12 protein-coding genes and 1 pseudogene are annotated in these 15,673 nt (G+C 69.3%); 7 read left to right on the forward strand and 6 right to left on the reverse strand.

All coding sequences use genetic code 11. From position 1 onward, the window contains the following. Positions 1–9: 9 nt before the first annotated feature. From ACQEXA_RS06690 to ACQEXA_RS06700, 3 genes are all read right to left on the reverse strand, one after another. Positions 10–2,766, reverse strand: a complete 2,757-nt coding sequence (locus tag ACQEXA_RS06690) for a SpoIIE family protein phosphatase (RefSeq protein WP_433129008.1) — start codon at positions 2,764–2,766, stop codon at positions 10–12. A gap of 161 nt (positions 2,767–2,927) precedes the next feature. Then, complete coding sequence (locus ACQEXA_RS06695) at positions 2,928–3,338, reverse strand: universal stress protein (protein ID WP_359397729.1); 411 nt, start codon at positions 3,336–3,338, stop codon at positions 2,928–2,930. 691 nt (positions 3,339–4,029) lie between these two features. Continuing rightward, positions 4,030–4,743, reverse strand: coding sequence for an SDR family NAD(P)-dependent oxidoreductase (locus ACQEXA_RS06700; RefSeq protein WP_432936199.1), 714 nt, complete (start codon positions 4,741–4,743; stop codon positions 4,030–4,032). A gap of 365 nt (positions 4,744–5,108) precedes the next feature. On the opposite strand from ACQEXA_RS06700, the gene ACQEXA_RS06705 reads away from it, so the two are divergent. After that, positions 5,109–5,465: a PRC-barrel domain-containing protein gene (locus ACQEXA_RS06705; protein ID WP_359397694.1), complete on the forward strand. Its 357-nt coding sequence runs from the start codon at positions 5,109–5,111 to the stop codon at positions 5,463–5,465. A 44-nt stretch (positions 5,466–5,509) separates the two neighbouring features. Here the strand turns inward: ACQEXA_RS06705 and ACQEXA_RS06710 are convergent, their stop codons facing one another. Further along, the gene (locus tag ACQEXA_RS06710; protein ID WP_432936197.1) at positions 5,510–6,664 is read right to left on the reverse strand and encodes a hypothetical protein; all 1,155 of its coding nucleotides are present in this window, start codon (positions 6,662–6,664) and stop codon (positions 5,510–5,512) included. A 221-nt stretch (positions 6,665–6,885) separates the two neighbouring features. Between ACQEXA_RS06710 and ACQEXA_RS06715 the strand changes: the two genes are divergently transcribed. Beyond that, complete coding sequence (locus ACQEXA_RS06715; protein WP_432936194.1) at positions 6,886–7,389, forward strand: universal stress protein; 504 nt, start codon at positions 6,886–6,888, stop codon at positions 7,387–7,389. Between the two features lie 239 nt (positions 7,390–7,628). Here ACQEXA_RS06715 and ACQEXA_RS06720 read toward each other — a convergent pair whose 3' ends face one another. Then, positions 7,629–8,285, reverse strand: a complete 657-nt coding sequence (locus ACQEXA_RS06720; RefSeq protein ID WP_433129010.1) for a hypothetical protein — start codon at positions 8,283–8,285, stop codon at positions 7,629–7,631. An 866-nt stretch (positions 8,286–9,151) separates the two neighbouring features. Here ACQEXA_RS06720 and ACQEXA_RS06725 point away from each other — a divergent pair. The 5 genes and pseudogenes from ACQEXA_RS06725 to ACQEXA_RS06745 form a co-directional block, all read left to right on the forward strand. After that, entirely contained in the window at positions 9,152–9,820 is a 669-nt protein-coding gene (locus tag ACQEXA_RS06725; RefSeq protein WP_432936190.1) for a hypothetical protein, read from the forward strand. Positions 9,821–10,121: 301 nt separating this feature from the next. Further along, positions 10,122–10,346: a hypothetical protein gene (locus tag ACQEXA_RS06730; protein WP_432936188.1), complete on the forward strand. Its 225-nt coding sequence runs from the start codon at positions 10,122–10,124 to the stop codon at positions 10,344–10,346. Between the two features lie 190 nt (positions 10,347–10,536). Continuing rightward, on the forward strand, positions 10,537–10,788 hold the full coding sequence (locus tag ACQEXA_RS06735; RefSeq protein WP_433129012.1) for a hypothetical protein: 252 nt from the start codon (positions 10,537–10,539) through the stop codon (positions 10,786–10,788). 63 nt (positions 10,789–10,851) lie between these two features. After that, complete coding sequence (locus ACQEXA_RS06740; RefSeq protein ID WP_433129015.1) at positions 10,852–12,483, forward strand: IS200/IS605 family accessory protein TnpB-related protein; 1,632 nt, start codon at positions 10,852–10,854, stop codon at positions 12,481–12,483. After that, a pseudogene (locus tag ACQEXA_RS06745) lies at positions 12,484–13,546 on the forward strand (FAD-dependent oxidoreductase); the annotation flags it as partial. Between the two features lie 180 nt (positions 13,547–13,726). On the opposite strand, the gene ltrA reads toward ACQEXA_RS06745, so the two are convergent. Further along, positions 13,727–15,145, reverse strand: a complete 1,419-nt coding sequence (ltrA, locus tag ACQEXA_RS06750; RefSeq protein WP_432930471.1) for a group II intron reverse transcriptase/maturase — start codon at positions 15,143–15,145, stop codon at positions 13,727–13,729. Between the last annotated feature and the right edge of the window lie 528 nt (positions 15,146–15,673).

Consider the following 15,673-nt stretch of genomic DNA (forward strand, 5'->3'; position numbering starts at 1 on the left):
ATGTGCGGCTCACGCCGGGGTCTCGAACCCCTCGAAGCCTTCGTCCGAAGCGGCGATATCGACATCGGCCCAGGTCAGCCCGAACTCCCCGGTGGCCTCCGGCAGCGTCAGCTCGGCCCAGATCACCTTGCCCTGAGGCGTGTAGCGCGTCCCCCAGCGCTCGGCCATCTGCGACACCAGGAACAGGCCCCGGCCGCCTTCGTCCGTCGTGGCCGCGTACCGCAGATGCGGCGAGGTGCTGCTCCCGTCGGCGACTTCGCAGATCAGCGTGCGGTCGCGGATCAGCCGGACACTGATCGGCTCGGAGCCGTAGCGGATGGCGTTGGTGATGAGTTCGCTCAGGACGAGTTCCATGCCGAAGCCGAGCTCGGACAGGCCCCACTCCGCGAGTTTCCCGGACACCGCCACGCGCATGCCGGAGACGGCGGCCGGATCGCGCGGCACTTCCCAGTCGGCGACGCAGTCGGGCGGCAGCACCTGGGTGCGGGCGACGAGCAGGGCCACATCGTCCTTGGGCCGTGCGGTCAGCATCTCGTCCAGTACGGCCTGGCAGGTCTCCTCCGGCGGCCGGTCGGGATGGCCCGCCAGCGCATCGCGCAGCAGTTCCATGCCCACGTCGAGGTCCCGGGTGCGGTCCTCGATGAGGCCGTCGGTGTAGAGGACGAGCTGGGTGCCCTCCTTGAGCTCCATTTCGGCGGTCTGGAACGGCATGCCGCCGAGGCCGAGCGGTGGCCCGGCCGGCAGGTCGGGGAACGTGACGCTCCCGCCGGGGTGAACCAGGGCGGGCGCCGGATGCCCCGCCCGTGCCATGGCACACCGCCGTGTCACGGGGTCGTATATCGCGTACAGGCAGGAGGCACCCACCACCCCCGCGGCCTCCGCATCCGACTCGTCCTGGTCGATACGGCCGACCAGGTCGTCCAGATGGCTCAGCAGCTCGTCCGGAGGCAGGTCCAGCGTGGAGAAGTTGTGCACCGCGGTCCGCAGCCGCCCCATCGTGGCGGCGGCGTGGAGGCCGTGGCCGACCACGTCACCGACGGACAGCGCCACCCGGGTCCCCGGCAGGGGGATCACGTCGAACCAGTCCCCGCTGACGCCCGACTGCGCCGGCAGATAGCGGTAGCCGACCTCGAGCGCGCTCTGCTCGGGCAGGGCCCGCGGCAGCAGGCTGCGCTGGAGGGTGACCGCCAGGGCGTGCTCGCGGGTGTACCTGCGGGCGTTGTCGATACTGACCGCCGCACGGGCCACCAGCTCCTCCGCCAGCGACAGCTCCTCCTCGTCGAAGGGCTCATGACGCTTGGAGCGCCAGAAGTTGGCCATGCCCAGCACCGCGCCCCGGGCCTGGATCGGGGCGGTGATCAGCGAATGGATGCCGTACTCGATGACCGCCTTGGTGCGCTCGGGGTCCTGCGCATGCCAGCCGGTGGCGGTGGACAGATCGGTCACGAGCTCGGAACAGCCGGTGCCGTAGCCGCGCGCCTGCGGCGTGGAGGGCAGGAAGTCGATCAGGCGGCCCTTTTCGTACAGCGGGTGGTCGTCCCGGACGCCGCGCACAGCGATGCGCCGCATGTCCGTCGCCGTGGTGGCAGGCTCCTCGCCGTGCAGTACGGCGTCGGCGATGTCCACGGTGACGAAGTCGGCGAAGCGGGGCACGGCGACCTGCGCCAGTTCGTCGGCCGTGCGGGTCACGTCGAGGGTGGTGCCGACACCCAGTCCCGCGTCGTACAGCAGCTTGAGCCGCTCACGGGCGACCTCGGCCCTGCCGGACACCGCCTGCAGTTCGGTGGAGTCGCGCAGCGTCACCACTGTTCCCTTGGGCCCTCCGCCGCGGTCCGTGGGCCGCTGGTTGACCGCCAGCAGCCGCTCCCCGGCGAGGTGCACCTCGTCGGTCGCCACCCGACCGGAGATGAGCAACGCGACGGTCTCGGGATCCAGCATCGACAGATCCGACACGTGCCGTCCCTCGACGTCCGGGGGCAGTTCGAGGAGCCGCCGGGCCTCGTCGTTGGCGAGCAGCAGCCGCCCGTCCTCCCCGACGATGAGCACCCCTTCACGGACGGAGTGCAGCACCGCGTCGTGGTGGTCGTACATACGGGTCATCTCGGCCGGCGCCAGGCTGTGGGTCTGCCTGCGCAGCCGTTTGCCGACGAGGGCCGTCACGCCGGTGGACACCACGAGCGCACCCGCGCCGGCGCCCAGGATGATCGGTAGCTGCCGGTACACCTGACCGGCCACGTTCTTGACCTTGAGCCCGGCGGAGACGAGGGCCACCACCTTGCCGTGGGTGTTCTTGACCGGGACGGTGGCCTGCACCTCCTCGCCCAGCGGGCCGTGGACGCTCTCCGTGTAGACCTTGCCGGCCAGCGACGGGCCGATCGTGCCGACGAAGCGCTTTCCGATGCGGCTCGGGATGGGATGGGTGTAGCGGATGCCCTTGGTGTCCATCACGACGATGAAGTCGACGCCCGCGGTCTTGCGCCCCGCCTCGGTGATCGGCTGGAGCACTTTCGACGGGTCGGGGGTCTGCAGTGCCTGCAGGATGCCGGGGGAATGCGCGAAGGTCTGGGCGACGGCGATGGAGCGGCGCTTGGCCTCGGCACCGGTGTCGCGCTCCGACTGGAGCACCAGGGCGAAGACGGCGCAGGCCACCAGCAGCACCACCAGCGCCACCTGCAGCACGAACACCTGCCCGGCGACGCTCCGAGGGCTCCTGCCGGCCAGCGAACGCAACGTTATGCGTCTAAACCGGGCGAGATGGTTCGCCATGGAACATTTCTAACACTCGCGATTCCCCGGTGGCCATGACCTGGCATGACGAGGCGCCTCCGGCCGCCCGCCCTCTTTGTCATGGGTCATACCGGAACCTTTCCCTTGTAACCAGGAAAGCACGGACAGCAGCGCCCTCACAGCCGCGGCCGCTCGGCAGGTCAGGGCACCACCGTGACCGGCCATCGGGCCGCCTTGACCAGGCGGACCGCGAGCGAACCGATGAACCGGTGTCCCGCCTGCTCCGAGGCACCGACCACCACGGCGTCGGCGCGCAGGTCGTCCGCGGTCCGCACGAGGCCGGCGAAGGCGTCCCCGCGCAAGGTGTGGAACTCCCAGCGCACACGGAAGACGTCACCCAGCTTCTCGGAATACCTTCGGGCGTGCTCGACGATCTCCTCGGCGATCTCAGCGGTCGCCTCCGTCATGGCCACCATGGCGCCCGGGGAGGGTGAGGTGACGATCGGCTGCACATACACGAGCGCAAGCAGCGCTCCTTGGCGACGCGCGAGACCCGCGGCGTAGGAGGCGGCCCGCCAGGAGGAGTCCGAGCCGTCGACCCCGGCCACTATGACCTTGGGGCCGTCCGTGCCGAGCTCGAAGACGTTCTCCTCCCCCTCGGCCCGGCGGAACGACCGATCACCTTCGCCGGGGCCGGGTGCGCCGTCGGGCACCCCGGGCCCGCCGTGCTCGTCCTGCGTCACACTCCGAGGGTAACCGCGCCGCACCTCTGGGCGGATCCGCCCCATACGCCAGTTCTCGACGGCGACCGGAGCGGCCGCCGTCCTTCCCGGAAGCCGGCCGAGGACGGTCCGGCGTCCGTCCTGCGGGGCGCACCTCACCCGTTCGAATCCCGCCCCCTGCGGGACGGACGCGTCGCTCCGTGTGCAGGGACTTCGGCGTCCACGCAGACTTGAGGTGCCGCAGCCCGTGATCCACGGGAGGAACGACGATCGTGTCAATGGTGTCGAGGCCGGAAGGGATCGTCACTCGGGCCGACGTGACCGAGGTCCGTGAGCAACTCGTGGCGGCACAGTTCCTCCTGGTGGACGTCGAGTCGCCCGAGGAGGCCTCGCCCGGGGACCGGCCGGTCGCCCACCATCTGGGGCTGGAGGCCGAAAGCCGCCGAAGCTGCGCGCGGAGGACAACGGAAGCGATGCCCGGTGAGCCCGTGCACGCTCGGGGCCCCGTCGGTCCGGCCGCGTGCCTGGGACTTCGCGAGTGGACCGCCCGGGCGCCGCGAACGGCGCCCGGGTGCGGGGTTCAGTGACCGGCGCTCTGGCCGCCGTCCACGTGGAGGATCTCGCCGGTGACGAACGGGGCGTTCTCCAGATAGACGACCGCGTCGGCGATATCGCTCACCTCGCCCATCCGGCCGACCGGATGCAGGGTGGCGAGTGTGCTGTGGTACTCCTCGGCGTGCATGGGCGTCTTGATGACGCCGAGCGCGACGGCGTTGCTGCGGACACCCTGCGTCGCGTACTCGATGGCGAGGGCCTTGGTCGCGGACTGCAGGCCGCCCTTGGTGAGCGACGCCAGCGCCGAGGGAACCGCCGACAGGGCGTGGTCGACCAGGCTGGTGGTGATCTGCACGACGTGCCCGCCGCCCTGGCGGACCATCTGCTCGACCGCGAGCTGGGTGATACGGAAGAAGCCGCTCAGGTTGACCCCGATGACCGCGTCGTAGTCCTCCTGCGTGTACTCGGTGAACGGCTTGGCGACAAAGATGCCGGCATTGTTGACCAGGGTGTCGATCCGGCCGAACCGCTCGAGTCCGGCGGCGATGACGCGTTCGGCGGTGGCGGCGTCGGCGATGTCGCCCTGGACGGTGATGACGTCCGGATCCTGCGAGGGGGCGATGCCGCGGGAGGTCGCGACGACGGCGTAGCCGAGCTTGCGGTAGGCGTCGACGAGTCCTGCGCCGATGCCCTGCGACGCGCCGGTGATGACCGCGACCTTCTGGCCGGTGGTGCTCATGAGTGTCCCTTTCGATCGATGCCCGGCCACCCGTTCGCGCCGGCCGTTTCCGAAGGTAGACGACCGGTCGACAAAATTCCAGCCGCCGCTGATCACGGCCCGGCATCGCGGAATACCTGTGACCTGGAGTGAGAGGCTGCGGCTCACAGCAAAAAGGGAGCGGGTCGCAGTCCGCAGCCGGCGCCGAGCGGGGTCCGGACAGGCCGCCGGGCCGCCGGAGCGGACCTGCGGAGTCGGAGAAAGGCCAGGTCAAACGCGCGTTCACAGGCAGGCCGGGGTAGGGTGAAAAAGTCGGGGGTCCTCGCGCAGGTGATTCCTGCGCCGGTGTGGGCCGGCGGGAGGCTGCAGGCCCCTAGGAGGCGGGCATGATCCATTCAGCCGACATCCGCGAGTGGCGCAACCGCGATGTGATCGACCCCAAGGGGCACAAGATAGGGGCCCTGGAAGCGGTGTACGTCGACACGAAGACCGACGCGCCGGCCATGGCCACCGTACGCACCGGGATGCCGACCCGGCAGCGACTCGTCTTCGTCCCCCTCGACGAGGCCACCCTCGGACCTGGATACATCAAGGTGGCGCACGCCCGAGGAGAGGTGAAGAAGGCGCCGTCGATGGGCACGGACGACATCCTGCCGGTCGAGCGCGAAGAAGAGATCTTCAAGCACTACCACAGGAGCTACGAGCCCGGCGCCCACCACGGTCGCCGACTCGCGCGCCGTTGACCAGCGCATCCGCCGACCTGGCCGTACGCCGACCGGTCCGCAGGTCAGAGCGGGCCGCTGACCCGACGAGGGCCGGGGGATGCCGGAGGATGTGTCCACCCATGGCGCTGTTCCTGCTCCTGATCCTCGTCGCGATCGCCTTCGGCCTCGTCGGCGTGGTGGCCGAGGGCCTGACCCACCTTCTGGCCATCGGTGTCCTGATCCTCGCGGCCGACCTGATTCTGCTCGGCTGGCGCTGGTCCCGGCACTCGCATCGGCGCCCGGTCCGGTGACGAGGGCCCGCGTATGACCAGGGAAGCAGACGCGGGTGGTCCGGAGCGCGCGGGCGGAACCCGCACGGGAATCCCCGGCCGCGCGCGGCCGGGCCGGCGGGAGAGGCCGATCACCAGGGCGGCCCACCACCACCGCACCGCGTTCCTGTGTCCGTGCAGCAGACCGAGGACGATCGCGGCGCCCACCGCTATCAGGTGCTCTCGGCCCGCCAGGTTGGGCACGGCGATCGACTCCCAGACCATCGAGCCACCGGTGAGGGTGAACACCACGGGCGCTCGCCGGATGACGGCGAGGTAGGTGAACAGGCCCACGACCGCGGCGGACGGCCCGGTGTCGAGTACCTTCCCTATCTCGGGCGGCAGACCAAGACCCCACCAGCCCGGCCCGAGCGCGAGCATCACCCGCACCGTGAGCGTGCCAGCCAGCGTCGTGGCGTAGGCCACGGCCAGCGTCCGGGCCCGGCCCAGGGACAGTTCGGCCAGCGCGAAGGCGAGGAACAACTGGGTGATGCCCGCCCACACCGGCAGGTCGAGGGCCGGAACGTACAGGGACACCGGGGTGCGCAGCAGGGCCAGCCACAGCGGCAGGTCGGCGGTGACGCCGCCCATCAGCCGCACGGCCACCGCACCCGTCGGCCGCTGCGCGAGCGCATGGAAGAAGATCACGCCACAGGTGGCCACGAAGGCCAGGGAGAGACCGGCCAACCCCCGCCGCAGAAGCCGCCGCACCGGATCGACGACGATGCCGTGCCACTCGCCGAGCAGTGTGCGTGCGATGAACCGCGCCGCCCGGACGAATGCGGCACCCCGTTGCTCCGGTCCGCCTTCGCCCGGTATAGAGGGCAGTCCATCGCCGACGAGTCCGCCGTCCCGGGCAGGACTGTGATGCCTCTCCCCGCGTGAACGCAAGTTCCCCCCAACGCCCATAGAACACACAATCGTGTGGATCGGAATCTAACCCCCGACCGGGCTCGGTCACGCCTGGCACACCGAAGAAAAAAGGGCCGGCCGGTCAACCCGGGCGGTACGAAACGGCGTTCTCGCCCGGACGCCATCCGAAGCGGCCGCGCTTCTTGCCTTCGCCCCCGCGTCGTGGGAGATGCTGCATCCGATCGGCATCTGACCCCAGCGGACCGCCGGAGCCGCCCATGAGCGCCCTCGTCTGGATCACCGAAGGCACCTGGCCCGCCTGCGTGGACGCCGCGCTCAGCCGCGTCGTCCCCGAGGAGGAGATCACGCTGCTGTACGTCTTCGACGACACCGTCGCCGAGACGGCGCACGGCGCGTTCGCCGGACTCCTCGGGCGCGGTCACCCCGAACGCGACCCGGGGAACCGCATCGAGGCACTGTCCGACTCCGCCGCGGCCCGGCTCCTGGACAGCGCCGAACAGCGCCTGGGCCGCCCCGCCCAACGAGTTCTCACCCACGGACGCACGGAACGGAAGGTCGTCGAGGCGGCCACCGGGGCCGACCTCCTCATCTGCGCACGTGACGGCGACCGCTCACGGCTCGGGCCCCGCAGTCTCGGCCCCGCCACCCGCTTCGTGGTCGACCACGCCCCATGCCCGGTCCTCCTCGTCTGGCCGGGCGAGGCCCCACCGACCGAACTGCCCTCGCCTCCCCCGCCACCAGGGCCGCACCACCGCCACTGAGGCGTGCCCCCGGCGTTCCCCAAAGACGGGACGCGACGGTGGTTCAACGATCGCCCCCCGCGATCCCCGCGCCGGTCGAGTCGAGTCACTGAGCCGCTTCGCCACGCTGGTGGCCCACCCTCGTCCGGCGAAGGCCTAGTGTGAAGCCCGGGCACGCCGGTCAGGGGTACCCAGACCGGAACCCCGGCCCGATTCCGGCGGGCCGGGGTTCTCGTTCTCACCGTCAGGCGGGCGGCCGGTTACTCGCCGTCGTAGTCGTAGTCGCGGTGGTGGCCGTAGTACTCACGGACCACGCGGAAGCTGCCCACGACGCCGTCCTCGACCTGCACACCGCCCTTGACCTGACGGGGGAAGAGCCCGTTGCTGGAGCTATGGGGACCGACCGTCGCGAGCGGGGCGCCGTTGTCGCAGGTGGCGCCGTTGAACACCTCCACGGTCCTCCAGCTGTCGTTGCGGACGTTCAGGCTGTCGGCTCCGAGGCCGCTGACCACGGTGATGCAGCCGTCGGGGACGGCAGGGTAGTCGCGCTCGTTGATGTGGATCCTGCTCCAGCCGTAGTCGTCGTCGTAACCCCGGTCACCGCGGTCACCGTAGTCGTCGCCATGGTCTCCGCGGTATCCGCGGTCGCCCCCGTTGTCCCGGCCCCCGTTGCCGTTCCAGTAACCGTTGCCGTTGCCGTTCCCGTAACCGTTGCCGTTCCCGTTGCCGTTCCCGTTGCCGTTCCCGTTGCCGTTCCCGTTGCCGTTCCCGTTGCCGTTGCCGTTCCCGTTGCCCTTGCTGTCGTTACTGCCGCCGAGCGGAGCGACAGCGGGACCGGCGGAAGTGGCGGCGACCTGCCAGGCCTCCGCACCGCCCCGCGCCGGCTCGGTGGCGGCGTACGTGATACCACTGGCCACGAGGGCCGAACCAGCCGCAACAGCGGCGGTTAGCGCGATGGAACACGTTGGCATGTCACCTCTCCTGTCTCAGACACGTCGGTTGTAAGCCGATGCGAGATTGACGGTACATAGGCGCGAAATAACCGTCGTGTCGGACATGCAGACGATAATAAGAAGAATCCTATTAGCGTAATGGTCGCACTGACGGTGTGTCATGCCGTGTCGGCAACCCACACCAGTCCCCCGTCCCACCCCGCACACGCAACCGACCTGACAGGCCGTACGACGTCGCAGCACCGGACGGGGGGTCCCGGGCGAGGGGGCGACGGGCCCGGCCGGGCGGGGCGCCGCCGTAGTCGGAGTGACGGTCGGCATACACAACGAACGAGCTCAACTCGCTTACGTCAAGCTCTTTTAGGCGCCTCGCTTCCCCAACTCCTCAAGCCTGGCGTCACCTCCTGGCCGGTCAGGGCGGCACCGGACATGTGGCGTCCCGCCTCGTCGGCCGGCACGCGGCACGCCGTGACCCGAGCGGCGACGACCACGCCGAGGCGTCCCGGCGATCAACTCGTCCGGCCGACTGCCATGTCAGGCCGAATGCGCACAACTACCGCTCCTTCACGATGAGTTGGGGCTCGAATCGCGTTCGGGACAACGACCCCCGACGAGTTAGTGATGCCCATCTCTCCCGTTCGGTGGGGGAAAGACATGTCTCGAGAGGAACAATTCATCTCCCGTCGTCCGTACTATCTGGACACCAGGGGATTGCCCAATGGTTACGCCCCTGCTACCCGGACACCGGGCACGGGAGCGCACACGCACGGCTCCCCGCATGTGTCACGGGTCCGTCAGCACAGCCAAAAAGGCGAGGAGAGGTCAGCACCATGTCGGAGACCAGCACGACCACCACCACGGAACTGACGTCGCAGTACACCGCCCAGGTGACCAGCGACCTCGAGCGCAACGCCAAGGAACAGGAGCGCGTCGGAGCGGAGATCGCCGCCCTGCAGGAGCAGTTGGCCACCCTCCAGGTCGACTACGCGGTGCTGGTCAACATGCAGCAGGCCCTCGGTGTCGCGCCCGCCCCGGCTCAGCCCGCGGCCGAGCCCGACAGCGCCACCGTGCCTGCTCCGCGCAGGAAGCGGTCCATCGGGGTCGGCACGAGCAAGCGGATGCGAGGGAAGAAGTCCGGTGCCGAACAGGAGGACACGACGGCCGGGAAGAGGACCGGCGGGAAGGCCGCCGCCAAGAAGGGCGCGGGAAGGTCCGCTTCCGCGAAGGCGTCAGGGCCCACGCTGGTTGAACTGGTCCGCAGCCACCTCACCGGGCAGAGCGAACCGCGCTCCGCCGCGGAAGTCGCCGCCACACTCGGTCAGGCTCACCCCGAGCGCGGTATCAAGACCACCGTCGTGCGCACGACGCTCGAAGGACTCGTGGCCAAGAATCACGCCCACCGCACCAAGCAGGGCACGTCCGTCTTCTACACCGCTCCCGACGGCGCCGATGCGACGGCGCGGTCCGAGGACGAGGCACAGCCGGACCAGGCCGGCTGAGGCCCCGGAGGGTCGCGCACTCCTCCGTCAGGCGCATCTCCCGGATGCCGTGGCTCCGGCGGCACGGACGACAGTTCACCCCTCGTGTTCCGCCCACCTCCGCGCCGGGAGACCGAGGAGTCGTGCGATCCCACTCACGTCCGGCAATGGACCGTGATCCCCGTCGCCTTGAGGGCCGAACCGGCGGTCACGGCCGGGCCGGAGCGCGTGCCATGGTCTCACCCCCTCAGAAGGCCCGCGAGGAAGCCCGCGGCGAAGGCGTCCCATCACCGACGCCACCGTCGTCCGCAGTGCCGGCACAGTGCTGCCGGACCTCCAGCTGCTGCTGCGCCTGACCGGCCCGCACGGCGTACTGCCCAACGAGACCACGTACGGGCGCCATCGCGACGCACACGACATGCGGGCCCTGAACCAGGGTCCGCGCACGCGGGTGTCCGAGGACATCACCGGCACGGACGACTCGGGTGTGCGGCACGGGTCACGGCGCGCCTGCGCAACCGGGGTGCGTCCGTGGCGGCCATGGTGACTTCCTGATCGAGAGCCACCTCGACACCGTCGCCGGGTACGTCCGCGGCTTCCTCGGAGAACTGGCGAGCGGCTGAGGCCCGGCCGGAGGGGCCACGGAACCGGTCTGCCGTTCGGCCGTCTCCGCTGGCGCCACCCTCTCGACGGCCGCTTGCTGGAGTCAGGTTCCGCCGGAGAGGAGTGCGCCGCGCATGAGCATAACGGGGCCGGAGCGGCAGCCGCTGGAGACCCCGCGGGCCGCCGGGCTGGCCGGGGTCGTCTTCGCGCTGCTGTTCGCGGCGGCGATCATCCTGATCCAGCTGGGGATTCCCCAGGGCGCCGGCGCCGTCACCGCCGAGGGGTGGGGAACTGGTCGTTTTCGGATGTGCAGGAGCGTGCATGGGGGTGCCGGAGCATGTACTGGTTCGGGTTGCAGTGCGCACACGTCGCATGGCGGGCACTGATGTCAGTGCCCGCACGTACCGTTCTTCCTGCTGCCGATCAAGCGTGACGGAGGGAGTACATCGATGCGTGGTGAGTCGTTGCGCACGATCGCTGCCCCTTTCGTGGCCGTCGGCCCGTCCGGCGTGGCGATCCGCACCCGTCTAAAACACTTGAGCGCCGACGACGAGGAGGTGTTGCGCCTGGTGGGCGCGCATCTGGGCTCGCTGGCCTCAAGGGACCTCAAACGCCGGTGCGCCGACGGCCTGGAGCACTCCTCGGATACGTGGGCGGAGCGTAAGCGAGCCCTCACGGAGGAGTCTTCGTCGCGCTGGGCCGGGAGCATCACCAAGGGCACGCATGATCAGTGGGCGCTTGCGCGGCGTGCCCAACTCGCGCACATTCAAAGCCTTCAGGTGGGCGTGCGGACGATCGCGCACCGCCTGTCCCTGCCGGTCGGGGAGAAGGGAAACAGGCGGGCGTCGGGCGGCTACCGCAGCGCACGGGAGTGGTTCGCTAAGTCCCGGCGCCTGCAGGTCCTGCAAGACCGGCTGCATGCCGAGCAGGCCGACCACGCCGTGGGCCGGGTCCGGGTGGTGCGCGGCGGGAAGCGGCTCGCGCGCAACCGGCACCACCTCACGGCCGCCCAGCTCACGCAGGCCCAGTGGCGGCAACGCTGGGAAGCATCACGCTGGTTCCTGCAGGCGGATGGGGAATCGGGCAAGCGGTTCGGCAATGAGACGATCCGCGTCACGCCCGAGGGCGAAGTGTCACTGAAACTGCCTGCGCCGCTCGCCCACCTGGCCAACGCCCCGCATGGCCGGTATACGCTCACCGGCGCTGCGGTCTTCCACCACCGCAGCGACGAGTGGGCCGACCGCATCACCACGAACCGGTCCGTGGCCTACCGCATCCACTACGACACAGACCGCGCCCGCTGGTACCTCACCGCCTCCTGGACCATCCCACCAGTCAAAACCGTTCCCCTCGACGTAGCCCGCGCCCGCGGACTGATCGGCGTGGACACCAACGCCGACCACCTCGCCGCCTGGCGGCTGGACGAGCACGGCAATCCCTGCGGCCAACCCCGCCGGTTCGTCTACGACCTGTCCGGCACCGCGATGCATCGTGATGCCCAGATACGGCATGCACTGATCCGGCTCCTGCACTGGGCCCAACGCCACGGCCTGTCGATCGCGATCGAAGACCTCGACTTCAGCACGGAGAAAACCCGGGAGAAACACGGGCGCAGGAAGCGCTTCAGGCAGGTGATCTCCGGCATGCCCGTATCCAAGCTGCGGGCCCGGCTCGTCAGCATGGCGGCCGCACTCGGCATCACCATCATCGCCGTCGACCCGGCCTACACCAGCAGATGGGGCGCCCAGCACTGGCAAAAACCCCCCACCGGCAAGAACCGCAAGACCACCCGTCACGATGCCGCGAGCATCGCGATCGGACGACGCGCCCTCGGGCACCGCATCCGGCGACGGACGGCACCGCCTCCTGCCCACCAGAGCGATGGACAGCAGCATCGGACCGCCCAGGCCGGACACGGCACCCGCGGGCGTGAGGAAACCCGCCCCCGCATCCTTGGACCACGGACACGATCCGTGTCGCCGGACGCGGCGCGAACGCGGGCGACCAGTGCATCCACCACCGTTCGGGATGCGCCAGTTGACCAGGATTGGGTACAAGACTCACTCCTGCTCACTGACTAGGAACGGTTCGCCGGCTCTCTCACTATGATCGGGGACGAGCCGTACGACCGGCGCCCGTTGTCCAAGGCCGTCCTGCTGGGCCGGGCGTCCCCGCACGACACCGATCTGCCCCAGCGCCGGGAGATCGACGCGAAGTGGCTTCTGGGGGTGGCTGCGACCAGCCTTGACCTAGATCGCCTCGGCCTGCCGGGAACAGGGCATCGCGGTCACCGTGGCGGAGCGCGGGGGCGCGCCCCTGGTGGGCGCGCTCGGCGGAGTCGTCGGTGCGGTGGCCGCGGAACTGCACCGCGAGAACGGCGTGGACCTGCGCACCGGTGTGACGGTCACCGCGCTCCAGGGCGACTCGGTGGGCCGGGTGCGCGCCGCCCACCTGTCCGACGGCAGCGTCGTGGAGACGGACGTCGTGGTCGTCTCGCTCGGCGCGACCCGCAACACCGAATGGCTCGAGGGGTCCGGGCTCGGCGCGGGCCCCCGGGGCATCGCCTGCGACGCGGGCTGCCGGGCCTTCGACTTCCGGGGGATCGTCACCGACGACATCTTCGTCGCCGGGGACGTCGCCCGGTCTCCGCATCCGCTGTTCGGCTACCAGTTCCTGTCACTTGAGCACTGGGGCAACGCCGTCGCCCAGGCCGAGGTCGCCGCGCACAACATGATCAGCGCCACCGCCGACCGCCGTCCGCACGTGTGGGTCCCCGCCTTCTGGTCGTCGCAGTTCGGAGTCAACATCAAGTCGGTCGGTGTTCCCCCCATGGGGGAACAGATCATGATCACGCAGGGATCGCTCACCGAGCGATGGTTCGTCGGGGTGTACGGCTACCAGGACCGTGTCATCGCCGCTGTGAGCTTCGACAGCACGCGGTGGCTGCAGTTCTACGAGCGGCTGATCGAGACGGCCACCCCCTTCCCCCCGGAGTTCCCGACGGTGGACCGGCGTCCCGAGGGCCGGCAGCCGGTCCCCGCCGACTTCCCCGACCCGTCCCTGCCGAGCCACGGCCCGACCGTGACGCTCAGCGGCTACTCGCCGACCGACCGGCGCCTGGTCTTCACTCCCGGACGCCACTGACCACCGGCCTTTCGGCGCCCGGCCGCCCCGCACCCACGGATCTCCACGCCCCAAGTGAGGTCGACCCGGAGCGCGGTACTGGCCTCACGACCAGCCCGTTTCTCCGGGTCGCCTCCCGAACCCGGCGTGCACCGCTAAGCGCACCGGGCTCTCCACAAGTCCCGTGGGTCGGTGTTCACTTCATGCTGTGCTCGGCCACAGTGTCGGGATGCGTGTTCCCCGGTAGTAGTAGCGCTTTGCGCTCACTCTTGCCGGATCGAACAATTCCTTCCCGCCCTCGGCGGGCCAGATGCCGTAGCGTCGGCGTAGTACCTTCCAAGGAACGCGCCGATGCTTGCGCTCCTGCCATCTGATGATCTCCTTCCAGAGATAGGCCCTCAGATAGCTGAAAGTCGCGTTCGAGCACCCGTACTTGAAGTACGCGGTCCAGCCCCGCAGCATCCGGTTGAGCTGACGCAGCAGGTCTTCGAGCGACAGGTTCGTGCTCCGCCGGCATATTGTCTTCACCTTGGCCATGACGGCCACCAGGGCCTTCTTGGCTGGATAGACGTAGACGTACTGTTTGCCGGTGCCTCGCTTCTGGTGGCGCTGGATGCGCCAGCCGAGGAAGACGAGGCCCTCGTCGATATGGGTAATCAGGGTCTTCTCCGGCGACAGGCGTAAGCCCATCGTGGACAGGACCCCGGCGATTTCTTCCCGCAGGGCTTCAGCGTGTGCCTTGGTGCCCGACACGAGCAGGCACCAGTCGTCCGCATACCGCACGAGACGGTAGTTGGGCAGACCTTGACGGCGTCGCTTGGCCCTTCCATACGGGCTGGCTCCGGGGCCGCCCGGCCCTTGGGCGATATGCTCGTCCAGGACCGAGAGAGCCACATTGCTCAGCAACGGCGAAAGAATCGACCCTTGCGGAGTCCCAGCGTTGGTATCCACCAGCGTGCCGTCCTCATCGAGGATGCCAGCCTTCAGAAATGCCTTCACCAGATCCAAGACACGTTTGTCTCCGACCCGTTCCCGCACCCGGCCCATAAGAGCGGTGTGCGAGATTTCGTCGAAGCAGGCTTTGATGTCACCTTCAACAATCCACTCATACGAGCGGGATGCGAAATGGTGCACCTCGGCCACTGCGTCGTGAGCCCGGCGATTCGGACGGAATCCGTAGGAACACGGGAGGAAATCCGCCTCGAAAATCGGCTCCAACACCAGTTTCACGGACGCCTGGACTACCCGGTCTCGGATGGTCGCGACCCCCAAGTAGCGGACCTTGCCGCCAGCCTTGGGAATCGCGCGTCGCCGAGCCGGGAGGGGCCGGAAGGTGCGGGCTTTGAGATCATCTCGCAGTTCCGAAAGGAACCCCTCCAGCCCCCGCACGGACTCGATGTAGTAGGCGGTCTCGCCGTCCACTCCCGCCGTGCGCGCGCCCTTGTTATTCCGCACCCGATCCCAGGCCACCAGCAGGAAGCCCGGGTCCGCGGCGAGGTTGTACAGATCATCGAACCTGCGATGAGGGTCATCACTGGCCCAACGGTGCAGCTTGGTCTGGATTTCCAGTACCCGGCGTTCCGCCTTGAGTAAGACGTATTCCAGTTCGTCGGTATTCACCAACGGCCTCCCGGCATTCCAGCATCCTTATTGCCGACTTGCTGGCCCCCTTCGCCATGCGCGGACCTCTCGTCCGCTCGGACTACTACGGGGCCTCCGCCCCATCCCGCGCCTTCGACAGACGACGTATCTATCCCAAGAACCCGGATGGATTCCGGGCCCGGGGAACAACGCGAGATGGTTCCCGTGTTCACGGTGAATCGATCGGTCAGTCCGGCGCCCAGCTTTGCCCCGGCAGCATCGCCACGGTTACGCCGCAGGCTTTCGCCGTGGCCTCCCCACCGACACGCCAAGTCGGCTACGGAGTCAGCCCGCTCAACGAGCGAACTGTGCGCTACAACCCGGCCCATATCCACCAGATTTGAGCCGGTGCCACGCTTACGGAGCTTTACCACTGGTTCCTCTCGTACGCCCTCTGATCTCGCTCGCCGGACCCGGCCCGTCTGGTAGTTCCGAGCAGTCCCGGCTTTGTCAGCGCTGCTTCCCGCCCTCCCCGGCGTCTCCCGGATCGGACTGCGCTCAGCTCCC

Source organism: Streptomyces sp. CA-106110 (assembly GCF_050936285.1).
GTDB lineage: Bacteria > Actinomycetota > Actinomycetes > Streptomycetales > Streptomycetaceae > Streptomyces.